Origin of the sequence: Pseudobacteriovorax antillogorgiicola (assembly GCF_900177345.1) — a bacterium.
Lineage (GTDB): Bacteria > Bdellovibrionota_B > Oligoflexia > Oligoflexales > Oligoflexaceae > Pseudobacteriovorax > Pseudobacteriovorax antillogorgiicola.
The window spans coordinates 13138-33879 of the sequence record NZ_FWZT01000018.1; the positions used below are offsets into that span (position 1 = coordinate 13138).

General features: G+C 46.1%; 19 protein-coding genes. 8 read left to right on the forward strand and 11 right to left on the reverse strand.

The features are described from left to right. Position 1 precedes the first annotated feature (1 nt). The gene (locus B9N89_RS20885; protein WP_132322457.1) at positions 2-385 is read left to right on the forward strand and encodes a (deoxy)nucleoside triphosphate pyrophosphohydrolase; all 384 of its coding nucleotides are present in this window, start codon (positions 2-4) and stop codon (positions 383-385) included. Positions 386-530: 145 nt separating this feature from the next. Beyond that, positions 531-1187 carry a PAQR family membrane homeostasis protein TrhA gene (trhA, locus tag B9N89_RS20890; RefSeq protein ID WP_132322455.1) on the forward strand — a complete coding sequence of 219 codons (657 nt, stop codon included), beginning with the start codon at positions 531-533 and terminating at the stop codon, positions 1185-1187. Here trhA and B9N89_RS20895 read toward each other — a convergent pair. The 3 genes from B9N89_RS20895 to B9N89_RS20905 all read right to left on the reverse strand — a co-directional run bounded on the left by B9N89_RS20895 (position 1174) and on the right by B9N89_RS20905 (position 2805). Then, positions 1174-1725: a DUF1415 domain-containing protein gene (locus tag B9N89_RS20895; RefSeq protein WP_132322453.1), complete on the reverse strand. Its 552-nt coding sequence runs from the start codon at positions 1723-1725 to the stop codon at positions 1174-1176. The two genes, trhA and B9N89_RS20895, sit on opposite strands and share 14 nt — an antisense overlap. Positions 1726-1768: 43 nt before the next feature. After that, on the reverse strand, positions 1769-1975 hold the full coding sequence (locus B9N89_RS20900; RefSeq protein ID WP_132322451.1) for a hypothetical protein: 207 nt from the start codon (positions 1973-1975) through the stop codon (positions 1769-1771). Between the two features lie 149 nt (positions 1976-2124). Continuing rightward, positions 2125-2805: an alpha/beta hydrolase gene (locus B9N89_RS20905; protein WP_132322449.1), complete on the reverse strand. Its 681-nt coding sequence runs from the start codon at positions 2803-2805 to the stop codon at positions 2125-2127. 129 nt (positions 2806-2934) lie between these two features. On the opposite strand from B9N89_RS20905, the gene B9N89_RS20910 reads away from it, so the two are divergent. Continuing rightward, positions 2935-4143 carry a leucine-rich repeat domain-containing protein gene (locus B9N89_RS20910; protein ID WP_132322447.1) on the forward strand — a complete coding sequence of 403 codons (1209 nt, stop codon included), beginning with the start codon at positions 2935-2937 and terminating at the stop codon, positions 4141-4143. Here B9N89_RS20910 and B9N89_RS20915 read toward each other — a convergent pair. Continuing rightward, positions 4140-4856: a response regulator gene (locus B9N89_RS20915; protein WP_132322445.1), complete on the reverse strand. Its 717-nt coding sequence runs from the start codon at positions 4854-4856 to the stop codon at positions 4140-4142. The two genes, B9N89_RS20910 and B9N89_RS20915, sit on opposite strands and share 4 nt — an antisense overlap. 185 nt (positions 4857-5041) lie before the next feature. On the opposite strand from B9N89_RS20915, the gene B9N89_RS20920 reads away from it, so the two are divergent. Both B9N89_RS20920 and B9N89_RS20925 read left to right on the forward strand, forming a co-directional pair. Beyond that, positions 5042-5449, forward strand: a complete 408-nt coding sequence (locus tag B9N89_RS20920) for a hypothetical protein (protein ID WP_132322443.1) — start codon at positions 5042-5044, stop codon at positions 5447-5449. Between the two features lie 208 nt (positions 5450-5657). Further along, positions 5658-6044 carry a response regulator gene (locus B9N89_RS20925; RefSeq protein WP_132322441.1) on the forward strand — a complete coding sequence of 129 codons (387 nt, stop codon included), beginning with the start codon at positions 5658-5660 and terminating at the stop codon, positions 6042-6044. Positions 6045-6065: 21 nt separating this feature from the next. Here the strand turns inward: B9N89_RS20925 and B9N89_RS20930 are convergent, their stop codons facing one another. From B9N89_RS20930 to B9N89_RS20940, 3 genes are all read right to left on the reverse strand, one after another. After that, complete coding sequence (locus B9N89_RS20930) at positions 6066-7373, reverse strand: hybrid sensor histidine kinase/response regulator (protein WP_159455530.1); 1308 nt, start codon at positions 7371-7373, stop codon at positions 6066-6068. Positions 7374-7618: 245 nt separating this feature from the next. Further along, the gene (locus tag B9N89_RS20935) at positions 7619-8317 is read right to left on the reverse strand and encodes a 4'-phosphopantetheinyl transferase family protein (protein WP_132322437.1); all 699 of its coding nucleotides are present in this window, start codon (positions 8315-8317) and stop codon (positions 7619-7621) included. Between the two features lie 70 nt (positions 8318-8387). Further along, positions 8388-10505, reverse strand: a complete 2118-nt coding sequence (locus B9N89_RS20940) for a hypothetical protein (protein ID WP_132322435.1) — start codon at positions 10503-10505, stop codon at positions 8388-8390. A 285-nt stretch (positions 10506-10790) separates the two neighbouring features. Between B9N89_RS20940 and B9N89_RS20945 the strand changes: the two genes are divergently transcribed. Next, on the forward strand, positions 10791-11279 hold the full coding sequence (locus B9N89_RS20945; protein WP_234996138.1) for a hypothetical protein: 489 nt from the start codon (positions 10791-10793) through the stop codon (positions 11277-11279). A gap of 413 nt (positions 11280-11692) precedes the next feature. Next, a complete protein-coding gene (locus B9N89_RS20950) occupies positions 11693-12349 on the forward strand; it encodes a hypothetical protein (protein ID WP_132322430.1) in 657 nt (218 codons plus the stop codon). Between the two features lie 31 nt (positions 12350-12380). Here the strand turns inward: B9N89_RS20950 and B9N89_RS20955 are convergent, their stop codons facing one another. Then, positions 12381-13196, reverse strand: a complete 816-nt coding sequence (locus B9N89_RS20955; protein WP_132322428.1) for a hypothetical protein — start codon at positions 13194-13196, stop codon at positions 12381-12383. Positions 13197-13259: 63 nt separating this feature from the next. Beyond that, on the reverse strand, positions 13260-13727 hold the full coding sequence (locus tag B9N89_RS20960; protein WP_132322426.1) for a hypothetical protein: 468 nt from the start codon (positions 13725-13727) through the stop codon (positions 13260-13262). A 123-nt stretch (positions 13728-13850) separates the two neighbouring features. Between B9N89_RS20960 and B9N89_RS20965 the strand changes: the two genes are divergently transcribed. Further along, positions 13851-14321 carry a PAN domain-containing protein gene (locus B9N89_RS20965; RefSeq protein ID WP_132322424.1) on the forward strand — a complete coding sequence of 157 codons (471 nt, stop codon included), beginning with the start codon at positions 13851-13853 and terminating at the stop codon, positions 14319-14321. Between the two features lie 47 nt (positions 14322-14368). Here B9N89_RS20965 and B9N89_RS20970 read toward each other — a convergent pair whose 3' ends face one another. Both B9N89_RS20970 and B9N89_RS20975 read right to left on the reverse strand, forming a co-directional pair. Next, the gene (locus B9N89_RS20970) at positions 14369-14917 is read right to left on the reverse strand and encodes a hypothetical protein (protein ID WP_132322422.1); all 549 of its coding nucleotides are present in this window, start codon (positions 14915-14917) and stop codon (positions 14369-14371) included. Between the two features lie 241 nt (positions 14918-15158). After that, positions 15159-20678, reverse strand: coding sequence for an ATP-binding protein (locus B9N89_RS20975; RefSeq protein ID WP_132322420.1), 5520 nt, complete (start codon positions 20676-20678; stop codon positions 15159-15161). Positions 20679-20742: the final 64 nt, after the last annotated feature.

Here is a 20742-nt window from a genome sequence, read left to right on the forward strand (position 1 = left end):
GGTGGACGTAGTTTGCGCCTTGATGGCACAGAAAAATACTTACTTTGTTGCAAAAAGAGCTGATCATAAAGCGTCAGGGGGCCGATGGGAGTTCCCAGGAGGCAAGGTCGAAGAGGGAGAAAGCCCCGCCGAGGCGATTATCCGCGAACTTGCTGAAGAGCTTGACGTTCAGAGTGCTGTAGAGCAGGTTTTGGAGCCCATATTAGTGGAAAAAAAGAACTTTGCATTGCGGTTGATCCCCGTTAAAGTGAGCATTCAAGGTACCATTTTGCTTAAAGAACACAGTGATGGCCGGTGGTTAAGTCCATCTGATCTTCTCGGCCTGGATCTTTGCGAAGGCGACCGTGAAATCGTTCACCGGTACTTGATTGGGGGCTCGATGTAGATTCGGCTCTTTCTCTTAAGGGCATGATGCAAAGGTTCAGATCTAGAGACTACCTCTCAAAATGTCAAAGTTCCGTAAATCAGGTGCCCCAAGGCTCCGAATTCCTAAACAGGCGTTATAATAGGGCAAGAAAGGGGGAGTATTTATGTCTTCAATCTCATCAGAATACTCAGAAAAAGAAGAACTCATGAACGCGCTATCCCATGGGATTGGTCTGCTCATGAGCATTGCTGGCTTGATCTTGCTGATCAATAAAGGCATGTACCAGTCGAATGTAGAATACACTGTGAGCCTCATTGTTTTTGGGGTTTCGCTGATCATGGTATACGGAACCTCGACCGCATATCATTGGGTTAAAAATCCAAAGCTTAAGCAGATGTGCAAGGTTTTTGACCACGTTGCGATCTATTTTCTAATTGCTGGAACCTATACCCCGTTCACCTTGATAACCCTTGGAGATACCTGGGGCTGGTGGATGTTTGGAATCATTTGGACTCTTGCGCTTATAGGGACTATTTTTAAGCTGTTTTTCACGGGGCGGTTTAACTTGGTATCAACACTCCTGTATGTGGCCATGGGTTGGTTGGCACTGATCGTCACGAGGCCGCTGATCCAGAGTCTGGACTGGGATGGTTTTCTTCTCCTGGCGGCCGGAGGTGCGGTTTATACCTTAGGAACCCTGTTCTACCTCGCCGAGAGATTACCTTACAACCACGCTGTCTGGCACATCTTTGTCATCGGTGGCAGCGTTCTGCACTTTCTTTCAATTTTCCTTTACGTCAAACCCCCTATTGGGGTTTGATCAGGTCGAAACGGGCGAACATGGCCAAAACCTTGGCTCGCCCCATCTCCTTCAGTTTTTTCTGGTTTTTAATGGGGATGCTTTCCGTATCAGGATAGACCTGCCTAGCTTGCTCAATATCATCTTCCCGAATGATGTGGAAGACTGGTAGTGGCGATCGATTGGTATAGTTCTCCACTGAGTCACTGTCTGCACCCTCGAATTGATATTCGGGATGAAAGGTTGCGATCTGATAAACCCCCCGCAGTGGGGTTTGATCGAGATAATGATCCATCAGATATGCCATGTCCAAAAAATTATCAAAATCCCCGAGGCCAGGGGCTATGATAAGGGTTGTGGCAAGAGATGCGCGATCCTGTGTCTCAAGCTGATCAAACTCTTCCTGAAGCGTCTTCAGCAGGCTTTCAGGATCGCTGGCATTTTGGACGACATATCTGATTTGCTTATGTTTGAAAACTGGTCTTGCGAAGGGACATAGGTTGAGGTTTATGACGGCCTCTTGAATCCATTGTCTTACCGCTTCTACTTCCGGCTGCATGTACGATTCGTGCCTTTATCAAAGAGGAGGAGATCAATCCCTCCTAAGACTTTTTGAAGCTCTCCCGCTTCTCCACCGACTTTAGTTGCAGCTTGAGTTGCGCTAGCTTGGAATTGAGGTGCCGCCACAAGGGATCGTATCGAAACCGTGCTGCATCTACCTTCCGATCTTTTAGTTTCGCTTCGTATTTTTCCAGCTTCTTCTGAGCTAGCTGCTGCTGGTATTCGATAGCAGCACGCCTTCTTGCCATGATTTCCTCCACCTCTTCAAAATTTATGTATGATGATCATAGCGGGACGCCTCAAAAAATCATCCATTTTTTCGGCAAGGAACGGAAATTTCACTTGGAATCCTGTCATCAGATCAACCATATGTCCTCTGCTGTCCCCAGTGGTCCCGTTACCGCTGCAAGAATTTTGAAAGTTTTTGCAAAACATTCAATGGAATCTCGTGACCACCTGGGAATTCATGCCATTCCACAGCAAAGGGACGCGAGGTGAAGTAGTCCTTCAAGGCTTTTGCCCCGGCGATGGGTAGCACCATATCCTGCTGGCCATGACTTTGAAAAATTTTTAGCTGAAACTCAGGGTCCTGATTTTCATCCAGCAGCGTCTGACCAACAAGGGTACTCGATAGTTGAAGCAATCCGGCAAGAGGCAATTGCTGGTGGATTGCTACATGCCCAGTGATCATTGCGCCCTGGCTAAAGCCGCCCAAAAATAGCCTCTCAGGTGCTATGTCCAGGGCTTCAATCATGGCTTTAACGCGATCGCGAGCGGTTTCAAAGCCGTCAGGAACAGCGTCAGCGAAATACCGGCTCTGACCCGTTTGCAGGGCTCTCTCAAGGGCTACAAAGTCAATGGGGAACCAACCGCGGCCAGTCATGTGGGGGCCCACTGGTACCTCCACGATACCATTAGGAAAATACCAGTTAGTTCCTTCGGGAGCCGAGATATAGTTTGTCAGGCCTGCTAAGTCCTTGAAATCAGCACCATAGCCGTGAAGCAGGACAATATGGGGGCCAATGGGATCGCCTCGTTGGACGAGACAGTCGATATCTCCGTGTCGTTCAAATTTCATGGCGGCTCCTAAATGAGGGCTAAAGGACAATGGATTTAGCTAGAATATTCAGTAAGAAAAGCATCTTCGTAAAGCTTACTATAATAATTCCGATAAAAGACCAAGGTTTTTGTAACTTTGAGGGGCCAAATGTACGTTCAAAAATCGAGCTTAGCAGCGATTTTTTTCCTATTTTCGTGTATAGCCTGCACTAGTGACGAAGCACTCGATACGCGCCAGCCATCGGACGTTTCCGGCGCAGAATCAACCAATTCTGGTGGCGAAGATCAAGGCGCTGATCAGCAAGGCCAACCAACCGATGGTACTACCAGTCCGGAACTAGGCATTCAGCTTAGGTCAGGCTCGAACATCATCAGTTGGCAAGAAATCCCCGACGCCAAGTCGTACAACCTATTGGTTTCCAATCAACCTATCAGTTCCCTCGATGGCGTCACAGTCATCAGGGGAGTGAAAAGCCCCTACACCCATATCAAGGTTGCTGAAGGGCGCACCTACTATGGGGTTTCTGTCGTTTACGAGGGAGTGGAAAAATTTCCTGAGATCTTCGTTGATGACCAACCTGGCCCCAAACTTCGAGACTGCCTCGATGCAGCTGATGCCAAGCTCCTCAGTTATGAAGCAATCTTTGCAGCCGGGCCATATCGTGATTGCTACACTTTTGTTGATGGTGTGGCGACCCTTACTAACTTGGATCTCTCCAATCAAGGGATCACAGATTTAAGTCCTATTCAAGATGCCTTGGCCCTTGAGCAACTTAATCTAGCTGGCAATGATCTCACCAGCATTGAGATTCTAGGTCAATTTGAAAAACTTACGAATTTGGACTTGAGCGACAATCCTAACCTGACATCAATTGCGAGTCTTGCAGGGCTGGTAGAGCTGAGAAGCTTTGCGGCAGCCAGGACGCAGGTTGCGAATGTCGATGTATTAAAAGACTCCGTAGAAATGATGGCATTAAATCTCACAAGTACTCCTCTTACCGATCTGTCGCCACTACAGAAGCTTGTGAAAATTGAATCTTTGGTTTTGGATGGCGTTCTAGTCGCTAAAGCAGAGGCAACTTGTCCCACAGTGACAACAAGCGCAAGCCTTAGCGCTTTCTGCTTGGAAGGAGTGACGATCGCATATCAGCCTCACATTGAAAAGCTCAATCAGCTCCACTGCTTGGGTTGCCATCCAAACTTCAACGAAGCGACCCTTACGCAACTAGCGGCTGTAGCCAATCAAATGATTCAAGATGGTGTGATGCCAAAGAATCGCGATCCTCTTTCAGCTTCCGATATGGCGATATTCCAAGCCTGGGTAAACAGTATCCCGCCACCGGTGGAAGACGATTAGGAAGCTTCGCCAATAAACTGGCCGCGGATGGCCATTGAACGAATTTCTTTTGCAACAGTCTCGGATAGACCAATAAAGCGACAGCGCACTGAGTATTTGCCGAAGGCATCCCGTCGGCATTTATTCACTTTAAGGGAATAGAGCCCTTCTGCTTTTAGCACTTGATTGAGGCGCTTAGACTGCATTTCGAGCTGGGTTTCTGGTTTTATAAATGCTGTCGAAAAAAGCAGCACTGAAAGCTCGTCAATGCCCCTGATTTCGATGTCTGGACAGATATCCAAGTTTAAAAGCTCTGCTCTAATCTTGACTCTCAGGTGGCTATATCCCTCGATGAGCTCAGGCTTCTTTAGTAATATCCCAACTTTAGAAAGTAAGTTCTCAGGAAAGATCGGCTTGATGATGTAGTCGGCACCGCCACTTTTGATGGCTTTTACCACGGAGTCTTTCTCCTTGATACCTGACATGAAACAAACTTTTAAGTCGCGCTCGCCTTTAATTTGTTCGATTGTATCCATCACCTTGTAGCCATCGATATCAGGAAGGATAATATCTAGGAGAACCAAAACAATATCGGTTTGAACCTTCACAGTTTGAATAGCCTGTGATCCAGAGCTTGCCTCGACACATTCGAAGCCTGCTTTTTTGAGAGTTCGTTTGACCAACATCCGGATTTCCGGCATATCGTCAACAATTAAAATCTTCTCCGGATACATTTCGGGTCCTACATTGAATCCAATCCTTTTTATCGACTTTCTGCGCCAAAACTAAACTTATGATTGTTGGAAATCGGTGAAATGACTCCAGTTTCATAAAAGGTCCAAATTTACCGTAAAGGAATAGAATTCAGCAGACTTAAACCGAAGGTAAGAGTGTAGTTATTGATTTTATCGGAGAAGCTATGAGCGAAGTCTACGAAATTGATCATCACCGTCTAAGCGAACTCTACGACTTGCTGCATCATCATGATCTAACTTTTGTTAAGCATGCAACCTATCAAATGTTCCATCTTTTTGGTAGCCCTCTGCACAACTTTTGGACCAATGAGAACCAAGCGTTCGGGGTTTACCTCTGCTACTTCAAGCTAGCCCGAAAGCTGGCCAAAGCAGAGTTTATAGCAGCGATTCAAAAAGGCCATGTGCCAGACGAAGGAATCTTCAGTGAAGATGAAAAGTTGCTGGTGCTCAACGAGCATCACTTGCGACACCAAGCTCTGCGAGTTCGCGAGTTCCTCATGGATCTAGCGGAAGAGTTTGACTACGAAATTTGGTTGATTGAGTCGGGAGTTCAAATCCCTTTTGTCCACTGAAACGGGGCCCTTTGGGTCTCATCCTCCGTGTGCAGTTAGGGCTGTGGTAATATACACCGCTTCAAAGGTCTGATTCAAAGGCGACTTACCTTGTCTTACAAGAAAAATTTATCCGGCTGCATCTTCAGAAGAGAAGCTATTTTTATATGATACTGGTAAACTGTAACATGGTGTAACGTTACGGCTCATTTCAAAATTGGAGCGTCCAGTGCCAGATCAGACGAAACTTATGGTTGTTGATGATAACCAAGTCAATCTTGAGCTTTTAGAGCGTCGCTTGGTCAATCGAGGCTTTGAAGTGATTCGGGTGTCGAATGCCTTGGAGGTGTTGGCTAAGGCTAAGGAGCATCGTCCTGACCTAATTGTCCTGGATCTATATATGCCTGAAAAGGATGGCTTTGAGACTGCGGCCGAGCTGAAGGCTGATGCTGAACTCAATAAGATCCCGATTCTAGGTTACACCGCTGCCCTGTTTGATGCTGATTTTCTTAAAGCGAAAGAAGCCGGTTGTGATGACGTTTGCGCTAAAGATGGTGACATCAAATCCCTCCTCAGAGTTGTCCACAAGTTGCTCGATCTCCCAGAGGTCTCGTAGACACCTTTCTTTGAATGGCACTTAGTTTACCTTTTCAGCTCTTGGCTCAGGGTGGGGAATTACTTTGTGAAAGCGAAGGACAAAGCAGGTATTGGGGTTATTCATATCCAGCTCAAAATCTCCTGCGTGATCTCGAACATAACTTTGCGCAAGGCTTAGTCCCAGGCCTGTACCCTTACCGACATCCTTAGTTGTAAAAAATGGTTGTAAAATCTTGTCAGCGATCTCCACGGGAATGCCTTCTCCTGAGTCGATGAATCGAATTTCGAACATATCGCCAATGTCTTCTATAGTGACATGAACCGCCTTTTCAGGCTTGTCCAACTCGATGAGGGCGTCATGGGCATTGTTCAAGAGATTAATAAATATTTGTACGATTTTAGTGTAGTCGCATTCGATAGCCCAATCTTCAGGAATCTCTTGAACCTCAAGCTCGATTCCTCGGGATTTAAACTTTTCGTGGCAGATGTCCATACAGTCTTGAAGCATCATCTTCAATTTGTGCTTCTGGTGCTCTAATTGCATGTTCTGATGGGAAACCGATAACATCGATTGAATGATTCGAGAAATTCGATTGCTGGTCTCAAGAATCTTATCGCTGACTTCGATAATTTTATCCTCTTCAAGCTGAGATCGCTTTACCATTTTCATCAACCGACTAGCGTTGCCTGCTATGATTCCAAGAGGATTATTAATCTCGTGGGCAATTCCCCCAGCCATCTCGCCAAGGGCCGCTAACTTTGAAGCCTGAATACGCAGAGCGCGTTCCTCATCGAGGCATTTTGTCCGTTCATTGAGCAAGTTTTCTAAGTTCTCAAGATAATAGCGGGCATCAAACGCATAGTTCCACTTGGCTGTGAGGCTAGCAGCCATTTGTCGAATCTCGACAGGGTCGAAGGGCTTTTTGAGAAGCAATAGTCGCTGGGTATCGCCGAGGTACTCAGAAATCTCTGATAGAGAGTGATCCGAGTATGCCGTACACAAGACAATTTCGGTGAAGGGTGATGTCGCCCATATTCTTCGAATGGTTTCGAGCCCATCAATCCCCGGGGGCATTCTCATGTCCACAAAGGCAACCGCGTAAGGGCTTTGCTCATCTTGGGATTTTTGAACAAGTTGGACAGCGTCCATTCCCTGAAAAGCAGAGTCGACAGTATAATCCTGACTTCGAACTTGAGGCCTCTCTTTGACAGACTCTCCAAAAAGGCTGGCTTCAAGGTGGTCGAGGCTACTATCGCGGGATGCGCTTTGGGTCAGGAGGCGCTTGAAATCGTCGTGAATAGCCACGTTATCATCAACAATTAAGATTCTCTTGTTTGATGATTTCAAGATCTCTCCTGCTAGGCCTTCGGTTCGATTCATAATTAACACAGTATTCGGTGTTATCCAGACATTAATTTAATAGGAATTAGTCAGCTAGTCCGAAGAAGCCATATTTGAATTCTGAACGACTAGAAAAGTGATGCCATATTATGTGGTTTCGTTCGGTTTATGAGCCGTCCTTGTCAATTTTTTTCGTGGTCAAAAGTATGAAATCTGATAGAAACGTAAGATCTGGAGTTCCCTGTTTAGGTTTATATCATCAAAAATTTCTCATAAACTTTGCTTGGGAGCATGGTTTTAGTCAAGCATAGATCCTCGCGAAATTGAAACGCAGTCTCAAATTGAAACCCCTTTGGAAAGCATCCCACAGCATTCACCAGCTCCAACGTACCGCTGAACTGACCAGAAGTTCTGTCTTCTAAAATCTGAGTTAATTTTGCTTCATGGAAACCAAAGAAAGTTTTGACAAGGGGGAAAATGCATTTGAACAGGCTTTCTTTAGCAGAAAAAACTAGTGTTAGTGTCTGACGCCTATCAAGTGGTATCCCCGTCTCCAAAAGCTTATCAAGCTCTTGTGGGCAGCAGATATATTTGGCCATACCTTTGCTGTCGTTTTCTATCAATCGTTCTGCATCGAGGCCCAAACCTGCGAATTCTTGTCGAAATCCTACGAGCGCACCCGCGTAGCCTTGAGTGTGGGTAATCGATCCGATCAGGCTGGGTGGCCACTGAGGTGAGCGATCCTCATTGATGGGAAGAGTCTCTCCAAAATATTGACCAGTCAGTTGTGATATTCCATTTGCTGCACACTTGCGACCCGCTAGAAATTCTACCTGCCTCTTAAGAACAGCTCTATCGAGAGCTTCAGGGATGATCAACCCTTGACCAATCAGCCGTTCTCTCTCTTCCCAACTTACTGAAAACTCGATTTCCGTGTGTATAACTTTCATGATTCTCAATCAAAGCAATGAAAAAAGCCCCACCAGATGGTGAGGCTTATGTGTTTTATACTATTTTGATTTAGTTGCCAAACTCGTAGTAAACGTCAACTTTGGCACCAATTGGTAGCTCTCCTGTAAGAGTTATGAAAGTTCCCTCTCGAGTATAATCGGTGAACAGTTGGCCATCCACGTAGATCTTCCATGTTCCCTGGTTCGGCGTCAGTACAGATGCCGCGTCAAACTCATTCCGGAGTGCTACATAGGTGTAGCTGACATCGAATTCGGTTTGAGCATCCACAATACAGGTACTTTTGAGGTTTGCCTCCATCAGTTCGAAACCGTTGCCAACCATACAGTCGCTGACTCCAGATAGCACCTCAAGAGTGTTTTCCAGTGGAGTCTGTGGTAGGGTAAACATCTTCTCCTCAGTATCATCAGCTTCGTACTTGAGAGTTAGCTTGCGGTTCTCTTCATGATCCGCTGCATTGATGGTGATTGTGTTTGCTTGCTTTTCGAAGCTCAATTCAGTGTCGTTATAGAACAGTTTGAAATCTCTCGGGTTCTGACCACCAATCATAACGTTGTAAGCCAACTGAGGACCGTCAAGATTTTCGTAGGTGATCTTCACGGTGTAACCATCCGCCGGAGCATCAGTGAGTGTAACTTTCTTTGTGGCCGCAGCGTATGTGAAATTATTGGTTTCTACATCTTCTACGAATACCTTTACTGCGTTCGCGCGAGGTGTACCCTGAACAGAGAATTCTTTCAAGAGAGCGGTGTCTCGTCGGTACTCTGCTATGACAACCGCATTAGCTGCCGGGATTGGATCGAAGGTAATGGTTTGGCCATTAAGTGTATACTGGCCAGCGTTCAGAGCGACGCCATTCACTTTCACAGACAGGGTGCCAGCAGCCGGCTTTTCTGCTAGATCCATGGTGCTAAACATCGTGGTTTTACCTTGTGTGTAGCTGGCATGGATCTTAGAATTTACCGGTGGCTCCTTGCCTTGGTTAAAAGTAAGTGTTTTACCGTTCAAAGTGTAGTCTCCAGCATCAACTGCTGTCTTTACACCGTTAACTTCAACTTCGACCACAAGGCTCCCAGCATCAGGGATTGCTGTCAATTCCCATTGAGCCCGCAAGATCTTAGAGATATTCTGCGAGATCAAGTTAAGAGTCGTTGAGTAATCGTTGTCGCAAATGTCGCCGTAATTTTTTTGACCGTTGGCATTATACTCGACCAAAGCCTTGTACTGGGCCGCATTCTTGTAGGCTGTACTACAAGGGTCTGCTGGATCACTAAAGATTCCGTAGAATCCGGCATCCATACCTACAGTTCTATTCAAAGTATTTTGCATATAGTCGATGAGGTACTGTTGCGTGTTCCAAGGATCATTACCACAACCATTGCCATCCGAGCAGTTATCTTCGTCACTGACGATAAGTACGGCAATGGACGAGTCGGTACGGACCCAAGGTGTCGAGCTACAGGCCAAACCTTCCACAGCCCGTCTGATACCTTGCTCGTTACCAGAACCGCTGGTTCCCACTTTCACAGCGTCTTTGAATAGCTGGTCTGCATCCTGATCACTAGTTGTGATCAGTCGGTGGATACAGGAGTCTGAAGGGTCGGTAGTTGTAAAAGCTATTTGCCAATCAGTATCGGTAACAGCTGATAGAAGGGAGCTAAGCTTTGTTGAAAGGTTGTTCTGCTCCTGGCTCATGGAACCCGAGTTATCGATAACGACAAGGATATCCAAAAGGCCTTTCGAAGTTTCTTGGTCGAACATCTCGTTGTAAGCTTGGCCAGGTGTTCCCTGGGTTTTCATATCCATTAGAGGCGTTCGGACAATTTGATTGTGGTTGTCGGTCTTGTTAGAGTAGTTGTTTGTCAGATTGATTGTAGTTGCTAGTTTCTTATCATCGAGCGAAAATTGAAAAGCGCCCTGAGCTTCCTGAGCAGCAATGAATGAAAACAACTGAGAGTCGGCAGCCTCGAATGGGTTGCGCGCTTCAACGGTTGTTTCTTCTAGAATTGTAGTAGGTAACACAGTGACGTTGGATTCTGCTGTCTTCGCTTGAGCGTCTTGCGAAAGCTCTTCTTCTTCGTTCACAGGGGCTGCGCCCTCGGTGAAGCTGGATTCATTACACCCTGAACCCAAAAAAATAAACAAAATGGCTGGTAAAACCTTACGCATTGTTTGGCCCCTTCAAACTTTCTGTGACGTGACTCGCACCTATCTTTTCGGTTTGGCAATCTGCAAACTGAAGGGGAATCTGTCAGTGATAAGAATTCTTCGCGGCTCCGTAAGGATTGATCTGACTTTTAAAATTAGTCCTTATATTTTGATATCTTATATAATAGAAATCGAAGCAATTATTACGTGGCGGTAGCAATGAAACCTGAGAGTTTTTCAAAAAATGAAAAGAAATCGATCCTCCTTCCGCGAAATTTGGAACTTAGGGCCGTAAGCCTTACATCAGTGATATTTTTTATAACATTTGGATTAAGTTCGCCTGTTTTAGCCAACTGGACTCTCAATCTCGGTTACCATAACCCGCCGGGTGCTACGGTCGGAGTCAATTTCCTTTATTTTTCAAGCGATTGGGCCTTTGAAGTGGGTATTGGTTGGGTTGATGCAGACGCTGAAACAGATGATGAAGACGATGATGCCGCGGATACTTCCGATGACGATGATGAGGATTCGGTCAGCGTTCGGGCTTCCGGAGCCTTGAATTTCAAGTACTTCCTAGGGAGTGGGGGCTTTCGACCCTATCTGCAAATCGGAGTTGGAGCTGGAATCGGAGCAAAGGCAGGTGATGACGACTCAGGAGTCGGTGCCGGAGTCGGGGGAGGCTACGGCGGCTTGGGGATCATGGCAGGCAGTCCTTCGTTCTATGGCTATGCATCATATAACATTGGTCGAGGGTCGGACGGCTTTATCCAGCTAGGATTTGGGTTCGACATTTAGAGGCTATAGTTAAATAGAAGCTCAAGTTTTGCCAAGGGCCTTCCCTGTCATACGACTTCGAACGGCTATCGAGGGCCAATATTTTTAGCTTCCTCCTAAGTCGCTGATGCCTAGTCACTTTTCTTCGAAGCACCGTGAGAATCGTGGTAGGCAATGCCTCACCTTTTCCAAAAATGAACCTATCTCAAGATTCCTCCCAAAAAATACTTTCCAGATACAGTTGATTCCGCTTCGTAAGCCCCTGTTTTGCCGCTCAAAATATTCATCAATTGCGAAATGTCACTTTCAGCTAAATTCCTAGGCTCCTCATTACGTTAAAAATAGAAATGAAACATGAGGCTCTCATCCCAGAGACATTAGAGGACATGTAAGAGTTACTTAAAAACAGGCCTTGGGATTAGGAGAAAGCCAGGATGAGGACGTTGGTTCTTTCTTTGTTTGTTTCGATAATGATCATGTCTTATTCACAAGTGGTGGTCGCAGGTCAATTTTTTGAAGGCGAGCACGACCTCTACCGAATCAAGGGTAGAAAAGTCACCTTTGTAGATAAACGAATTCAGAAACGGCTGGTAAAATTCGCTATCCGAGATTTTGGTGGTGCGGAGCCAGAGGGACTTTGTCTTCGAGCGGTGAAAAAGACTCTTCGCCTCGCTAAACGAAAAAAGACCGATTTTGAAACTCTTCCATACGATACAAGACTAGGGCCAAAAAAATTTGGTGGTAAAAATCCAGCTGGTTACTCAGCAGAAGACTTCCGGTTCTGGGCTAAGTATAATCCTGTTAGTCTTTGTCAAAACCTTGGTCTTGCAAAAACCAGAAAAGTCGAAGAAGGAAATATTCTAGTTTATCGCAAAGGTCGTTGTGGTTTTTCAGACGAGTGGGGCCATGTGGAGATTCTTGTTGAGGAAGGTCGCTGGGCATGTTCTGATCATTGTCGTCCGATTCGAGAACAATGTGCGCCTGATTTAGTTTTGGCCCCTGTTAAAAACTGTGATGCTGTAGAGCAGCAGGTTCTGGCAGAAGCAAAACGAGTCCAATTCAATCCTTACATGACAGCCAACAACAATTAGTTAATTTGTGAACTAAACTTGTAAGGGGCGTTCAAGGAGAGCGCTCCTTTTTTTGTTGCCTGTGGCTACCCAGTCCCATTGCTAAGAGAACTGCTGAAGCCTGTCTTGAAGCTAGTTGTCGAAGTTGGTTTAATATCTCTAATAAACCTCCCCACCAAGTGATGGGCATGATAGTGATCAATGCCTCACCATTTGCATAGTTGGGGCACAAGTGACGATAGAATGAAGCAACTTCCCCCTTGGTATGACCAAGGGTGCGGGATAGGATCGGAGTTGTGGAAACTCCTTCAAAGCGAACCACAAGCGGTCTTTGAGGGACTGGAGATAAATGAAATCTTTCGCTGAACTTTCGAATAAGCTCGGAATATTCTACGGGGGTTGGGCGATAAGGGGTAGGGAAAATGAGTCGGGTTCGGTTGTGGAATGCACAATAAGAGGCAGGGCTATTGGCCGTGAAGAAGACCATCATTTGCCTGCGACTGAATAGAGTTTTGAAAAAATAGCGGGCGCATTCGGTGAATAACGGGATAGTTGTGAGCTTATTACCCATGTAGTCATGAAGGACATTGGCAGAAATTCTGACTATACCGAACTTCCCAGCATCGATCTCAACATGGATAACCCGAAATAAGACATAACCTACAAGTTTCCCCTGATGTCTGAATAGGTAGAGAATATTGTTAGCAAAGTCACCAGAGAAAAAGTAGTTTTGAAACTGTTCTGCTGAAAATCCTTGCCACATCTTAGAAAAGACGTCGTTATAAAGCCGGTCAGAAAGTTTGCTACGATCCTCAATAGGCATTCTGTGAAGGTCAATGCGTTGCCTTTCAAACTTAGGGTGGGACATAGTTAGATTTCCCCAGAATGTTTGTACGACTGGCCTATTATACAATAAAATCCATAGAATTTTTTAAATTGGCTTAAAGATTGACATTATTTTAAAGGCGCAAATAATGTCTTTAGAATCGACAAAGATCATGGTATAGCGCTCTTCCACTGTCCCAGTCGCCGAGAAGCTCTCTGAGAGATACTTAAGCCGTTTACCTACCGAATCACATTGCCCATAGCTGACTGCTTCTGATTGATAGGGCTTGTTTTTGGATGAAACATCATCATCTTTTTCAAAATTGTCATCGTTGACTTCTGATTCCCAAGATTCAGAATCAACAGGATAGGTGGGCTTTCGGTGACTATAGAATTCAGTTTTGAACTTGGCTTCTTGAAAACGGCTATTGGGTTTACCCCACCGTTTGATAAACAAAGATGAATTTTGCTTTTTATTTACGGCTTGTCTTAAATCTTTAAGATTAAACTCAGGGCCTTTGCTAACACATGAGGCAATAACAAAGACCACGAGGATACCATAGATTAAATTCATAGGAGCTCTCGTGAATTTTTTCCTCCATCCCATTGTACTGAATCGTGCTAGGAAATTTTCAACTAGTCGCAATGATTGCTTGGGGTGATACCATGATTTCATTGCTACATGGGGGAGCTATAAATGGCATTCTTTCTGGCAATAGTGCTATCACTTGGAATCACAAGCGTCCTGCACGCAGAAAAGATCCATTGCGATCTGATTGGCGAAAATCTAAAGAATATCAAACAAAGCAGCAAGGAAACATGTTTCAAGTTTTGTAACGACGAGGAGGCCTGCTTAGGCGCAGTTTTTATTTCAGGATGGAATCGGTGCTTCCTGAAGAAAATCGTGAAGAGGCAGGCGCGCTTAAGGCTATATTCATGGATGAGAGATGGTGAAGGGGCCTATGACAAGGATTTTAGCGGCAAGGATCTTAAGCGGTTTGTCGTTGCAGACAAGGGTCTCTGCCAAGAAAAGTGTGAATCGATGTCACAGTGCACGGGTTTCACCTACCTAGAAGGATACCGCGATTGCTGGGTAAAACATACTTCGGGTAAGCTCTTTGAGAAGATATTTTATTGCTCTGTTAAAGATAATAAAAAAGAGTCCTGACCCTGGACTGGGCAGGACACTTTGCTCGCGAGTTCTATTCTAGCGGTCTAGCCGGCTGCCTCCGACGATGACGAGCTCTTCCTCGCGGAGCGTTCCTCACGGTCTGCAGACTCTGTAGAGAGAACGTTTTCGAAGCTAATTTTCACCGTTTCAGTTTCCTCGGTATCAATTGTAATCTTTTCGATTTCAGTTCTTCTTTCGGCAATACCTGCTTCCAACTCTTCAATTTCTTTAGAAAGCTGCTTTGTTCGTGTACCAAGACGGTTAAGCTTTCGAGAAGCGTCTTCAATGATATCGTTAACGCTGATGTTGGCAGAAGACAAGGTTTTTTGAACGATGGATACAACCATTTCTCGTTGATCACTGGGTAATTCCCTCATCAACTTGATGGCGTCTTCGATTGAGTAGGTAATCTTGGCTCGCTTCGCTCGATTGGCTGCCATGTTCCCAGTGTTGGGGGGTTGCCGACTACTCGTTGGATTCGAACCCTGACCACCAACGGGAGGGGGACCACTTTCTGGTCTTTGATCCTTCTTGGCGAACGAGTCTTCAAACTCGAATTGAGATCTATCCTGGTTTCTATTAAAAATTCCCATCACGCGACTCCGTAGGCTCTTTTGGTCAGAAATCCTTCACTTTCTTTGCCCTTGTTATCGTTCGGGCTTAGTTAAAAATTGAGCTTTTTTTACAAGTAGCTGATTCTAGGAGAGAAAATAATTCAAAATGAAGTGCAAAAAAATCAGTGAAAAATTGAAAAAAGGTAAGTTGGCGTAAGAAATGGGGGCTGTTGACCGTCTGCTCGCCCAGATATAATCCTGGGCGAGTAGAACTTAGCTTCTATTGAATCACGGAACGTTCGTTAAGAAACCGCTCCACTTCTGTTTCCAAAGTCTGAACAATATAAGGTCGAAGTCGCTGTGCTGAGATGATCTCGTCGATCGATCCTACTTTGAGAGCTCTTTCGACTGAATGGATTTTTTCGAACTTCTGAGCAAGCTTTGCTTGATGCTCAAGGTGAACGCGCTGAAAGAGTTCGTCATATTCCGCTTTTTCTAGCTGACCATTTCGGAGCTTTTCCTGGGCAGAGACGATCTGTGGGTCGCTGAACGTGTTTTTTAAGACTTGGCGAGGGAATACTACGGCTGCAGCTGGAGCTCCACCTATCACCGAGGCAAAGGTATTCTCTATGGCAACAACTTTCATATTTGGATTCAGGGTTTTAGAGAATACAACATAAGCTCCTCCATGGTAGCGGGCGACTACGACGAAGATCAGTGGGCCTTTGAAGTTCACCACAGCCCGGCCAATCTCGGCACCGTATTCTAGTTGAAGCTTTCGCAGAGATTCCGGTGATCCATCAAATCCTGAAAGATTTGCGAGTACCACAACTGGCAAGCGATCGCTGAATGCATTGATTGCCCTTGAAACCTTTTTAGACGAAAGGGGATACAAGGTTCCGCCAGTCCAAGAATCTGGGCCATCGTTCGGAATGTCACCAAAGCGTTTAAGAGGCCGACTTTCAATTCCAATCATGCCTACAGAATAGCCACCCACCTGACTTTCCCAAACGATAGCTGTTTCCGCATCACGCATGTGCTTCCAGCGCTCTATATAGTCGCTGTCTTGGTCTCTCAGGGCGGTCATGACCTGTCGCATATCAAATGGCTTCTTGCGCTCTAAGTTACCTTTGCCAAGGATATCACCGATAGACTTAAAGCCTTGGTTGAGTGGGTCTTGATAAGGGAATTCACAAACGTCGCGCTCGATCTCGTCGCGACTTTCTCTGATCTTGCCATAAGGAATTTGAGGGCTGGAGTAAGCGATGTGGTAGTGCCGGAAAAGCAAGCGATAGGCTTCGGCAAGATCCTTGACGCGGAACTGTGCTTGCCCATTAGGACTCATGATTTTTTCAGCGCCACCAATCCCGATATTGTCCTCTGCGGAAACACTGCCCGAGAAATCTAGGGCTTTCTTTCCGGTTAGGACCATCGTGCCTTCCTCAGTCATGATAAGCAGGCCTCTCGTATGCTGCAGCATAGTAGCTTCTGCATTCCAATAGGACTGTGCTCCGACGTTGATACCGGGCACGATAATATTGATTTCGCCACCCAATTGCGTGAACTCAATCACCCGGCGAAGAACGCGAGCTGTCCAGTCCAGGTTCTCTGTGCCTGTTTCCATATCGATTGCTGCCCCGGACGAAACAGGAATCCATTCCACCGGGATCTGATCTGTTTCAGCCAAGTCAATAGCTGCGATCACACGGCGGCACTCATCTTCCGCGAGCGATCCAAGATCACGAGATGGATCGCCAAGGATGATCACTCGCTGGAACTCCATGTTCTGTGAACCGCGGTTATAGATCTTGCCAAACACAATGTTAGAGATGTTGTTGCCGTAGGGTCTTCCCTCTACAGATACGGTTTTTTGGTGGCCATTGACGTCGAACTGAATATCGAATTCTTCAAAGCGGCCCGCAGGAAAGTCATCTGAGGACGCGTTGGTCAGCATCGAGATAACTTCATACGGGTAGGGGCTTGCCCTGCGGAGAGAGCGAACAACCTTACTGGTATAAGGATCTAGGGATTTTAGTGGTTCCCGTGATGGGAGACGGCCGCGAATGCTGTAATTGGTGGCGAAGTTTTCAACCATTACTTCAGCGTCGATAGCCTTCCTTTGTCGGCCAGCGATTTTTGAATAGATCGTTATTTTTTCTAGCCCCAAACCAGCTATCATATTTGATATTGTTTTTGGGTATTCACCAATTTGATCCAACTTAAGTGGATGGGTTTGGCCGATATGGACAACTATGCGATTCCAGAAGTACAGCCTCTTCTGACGAGCCTGCTGTTCTCGAATCGCTTGAATCGCTTCAAGTATTCCATATTCAAAATTACCAATCCGCTGAATCTCTTGGCTATCATTGAGTTCGATATTCGTTTCTGGAATCTCGACGAAAGCAAAAATTCTTTGATCTTTGGTATTGTCCTTAGCTTCAAGCTTCATCACGTGGACAAACTGTGAATGATAGACCAGTTCGACGTCAAAATTTGATAGTCGATGGAGTCTTAGTTCACGATACCGAAGGGGGCTGAAGTAGCGGCGACGAACGGATTCTTGCCACTGTCCATCATCTGTCGTTTCAAAGGAGCGATAGATGTACTGATCTTCGTTGTAAAGACCCAAACAACAAAGGCTTGCCTTGAGTGGGTTCTGCTCAAGATGGTTGATGAATTTTAGCTCTGGTGTCTTAGGGTTTCGGCGAACCAATAGAATAAGCTCTCGATTCTTCTGGCTGAGTTTTTCCAGACTGGTATCGAGCCAGGTGAGAGGCTTGAAAAATTGGTCTTCGTTGAGAATCTTCACAAGTGTAGTGAAGGTCTCGCCGTGTTTGCTGGTTTGGATTGCATACATCAAGTCTTCGCCGGAATTGATGAACTCATGCTCTTGAAACTTGCGATCACGATTGAAGCGCTTGCCCACCAGCTCAAGAATTTTCTTTCGCTTGGCCTCAGCCTCAGGAGCTAGGCTCACCAAATGTGAAATGATCTGATGACCTGACTCAATCACTTCATTTTCTGATGTCGCTGCATCTTCGCGGTCGAGTACTGAGTTTAGTAAGTTTGCGATCAACTCGCGACGGCCAGCCCGGCTCTCCTCTTGTCTCTTGCGGTCAACGAGATTGTAGCGGGTATGAATCGCTGCATCCACTAAGACCCAGTGGTTACCGGCTGTTTGAATCATCTCATTGAGAATGAGAGAAAGCTCTTCAACGCTGCAGATATCAGGATGATCAGGATAAAGCTTTTGGAAGGCGAACAAGCTTAGACGGGCAAGCTCAACTTTATCAGCTTGGTTGGCATTGGATTTATAGATATGAAACAGTGCAAGGGTTGTATCGTTATAGTTGTCTAACTCCGCCCAAGGGTAGAGTTTGATGGCCGCTTCGAGTCTTACCAAAAATGATTCCGGCAGGCCTTTCTCACGATCTTCCCGACGCAAGAAGTAATGCATTAGACATTCATCGAACTCAGACTCGCGGGCACCAGATAGAGACTCCTGCCTATCACGGAAAAGTTTTTCAATGGCTGTATGAGCTTTGCAAGCATCAATGATAAGTTGGCCAAAAGCTCGCTTAAAATGAGGCTGTTCTTCGACAAAACTTTCTAGTTTGGCAAGGATACCTCCTACTGGCTGCGTGTAGTCGAAGCCCGTAAATACCGCTCGGAACTCTCGGGCGAGGTAGTTCCACTGATCGTCTAAGCTGCTGAGAATTTCCCGCCCTTCACCGACTTCAAGATTGTGGAATGATAGTCGAGCACTGACGGGGCCTTTGTCTTTAACTGTTTCGTCAGCTTTTGCCTCAATATCGACCAGTTTTTGACCCGCTGCAACCTGTTCCCCAGAGCGTACCATGATATTTTTGACCTTACCGTCCTGAGGAGCGGAAACAGTCATCTCCATTTTCATGGCTTCTAGGGTGAGAAGAAGATCGCCTTGCTTGACCTCCTGGCCAGGCTCTACATTCACAGTCAGGACAACCGAGGGAGATGGTGCACTGATAGTCCCTCCAGATTCCAGGGGAATAACGTACGGCACACCATCGATTTCACATTGCAGTGAATTAGCCCGGGGAACGATCTGTAATTTGTACTTTTTGCGATTGGTCTTGAGAATGATCTCGTGGCCCCAGTTCACATACTCGGCCACCAGCTGCTTATTGTCGGTCTCGATATGGAAAACATTGTTGCCCATGGATCGGATATAGAAGGCATAGTCATGGCCTTGATGATGTATTGGCAGCTCGCTGCCTTGATGAGGCATATTACGTGGCAAACTAAAGCGCCGAATCTTTTCTACGAAGTTTTCAAAGTCGTTTTCAAACTTTTGCTCGTACTGGTAGATCGCGCCAGCGATCACGGCAATGTCCCAGTCCGATTTAAGCTGGAAGTCAGCTTTTTCCAGATAGGATTCCACGAAATTTGTTTGCACTCCTCCAGCTCGAACTTCTTCCGTAGCTAGTAGCTCAAGGAGGAACCCTTGGTTAGTGGTACCATTTTCGATTTCAATTTGAAGCTCTCGCAGAGCTCTTGTTAGTTTTGCGATGGCTGATTTGCGGTCGGGGCCCCTGGCGATGATCTTTGCGATCATAGAGTCGAACTCTTTAGGTATGGTGCTGCCCCATTCAATTCCCGCATCTAGGCGGATTCCGGGTAATTGAGGTGGAAGGTAGCGCTTAATTTTGCCAGGAGTGGGAGCAAATCGGTTGTCTGGATCTTCCGCATTGAGCCGTACCTCGATCACATGTCCGATCGGTGCTTCCTTTTGGAATTGGCTCAGATTCTCTCCGCGAGCCACATGCAACTGGAGTTGCACGAGGTCAGTGTGATAGAGCTCCTCAGATATGGGGTGCTCCACCTGGAGGCGGGTATTCACTTCCATGAAAAACGACTGGTTACGATCCAAGTCGTAGAGATATTCCACTGTGCCTGCACCGTGGTACTGAGAGGCCTTTAATAGCCTAGAAGAGGCCGCTTCCAATTCGTGGATGGTCTCGGTCTTCATATGAGCCGGCGGTGTCTCTTCGATAATTTTTTGGTTGTTTCTTTGCACCGAACAATCTCGGACGCCAAATGTTTCGACGTTACCATGGTAATCAGCAACACACTGGACTTCTAGATGGCGGCCTCGAACAACTAAGGCCTCCATGAAGATAATGCGATTGCCAAAGAATCGGTAGATTTCATCGGTGACGGATTTAAGGCCCTGCTCTAAATCCTCTTCGCGGAGTATCTTTCGAATACCCCGTCCACCGCCGCCGTTTGCTGATTTTAAGATTACTGGGTAACCGATTTTTTTTGCGATTTCCTTCGCATCTTCTAAGCCTTCCAGAGGCCTCCCACTCCAGGGTGTCGTGGGAACTTTCGTACGATCAGCAAGCTCTTTGGCTTTGATTTTATCGCCAAGCATTTCCATGGCTTCGGCAGTGGGACCGATCAAGATGATGTCATTGTTTTCCAGAAGCTGCGCGAACGCAGGATCTTCAGCTAGAAAGCCCCATCCCACCCAAACAGCATCGCAGCCAATTGTTTTAATGACGCTTAGCATGAACTCAGCATTCAGGTAGGGACTGCCGGTGAGTTTGTCGTAAAGATCAAAGTCTGAAAGGTTGTATGAGTGATCCGCTTCTTTCACAAATAAAGCATCGGATTCAGCATCGATATAAAGGGCAACAGACTCAAAATCAGTCCCATGCAATGTGTTGTATTCTTTGGTAGCTCGAATAAAACGAACTGCAGCTTCACCTCGATTTACAATAGCAATTTTCGCATTTGTAGCTAGTCGTTTTCGTTCCAATGTTGTTTCCTCTGGGTCCTTTAGTCCGTGTAAACCACTTAAGGTATGGTGCTGATGATGAGAA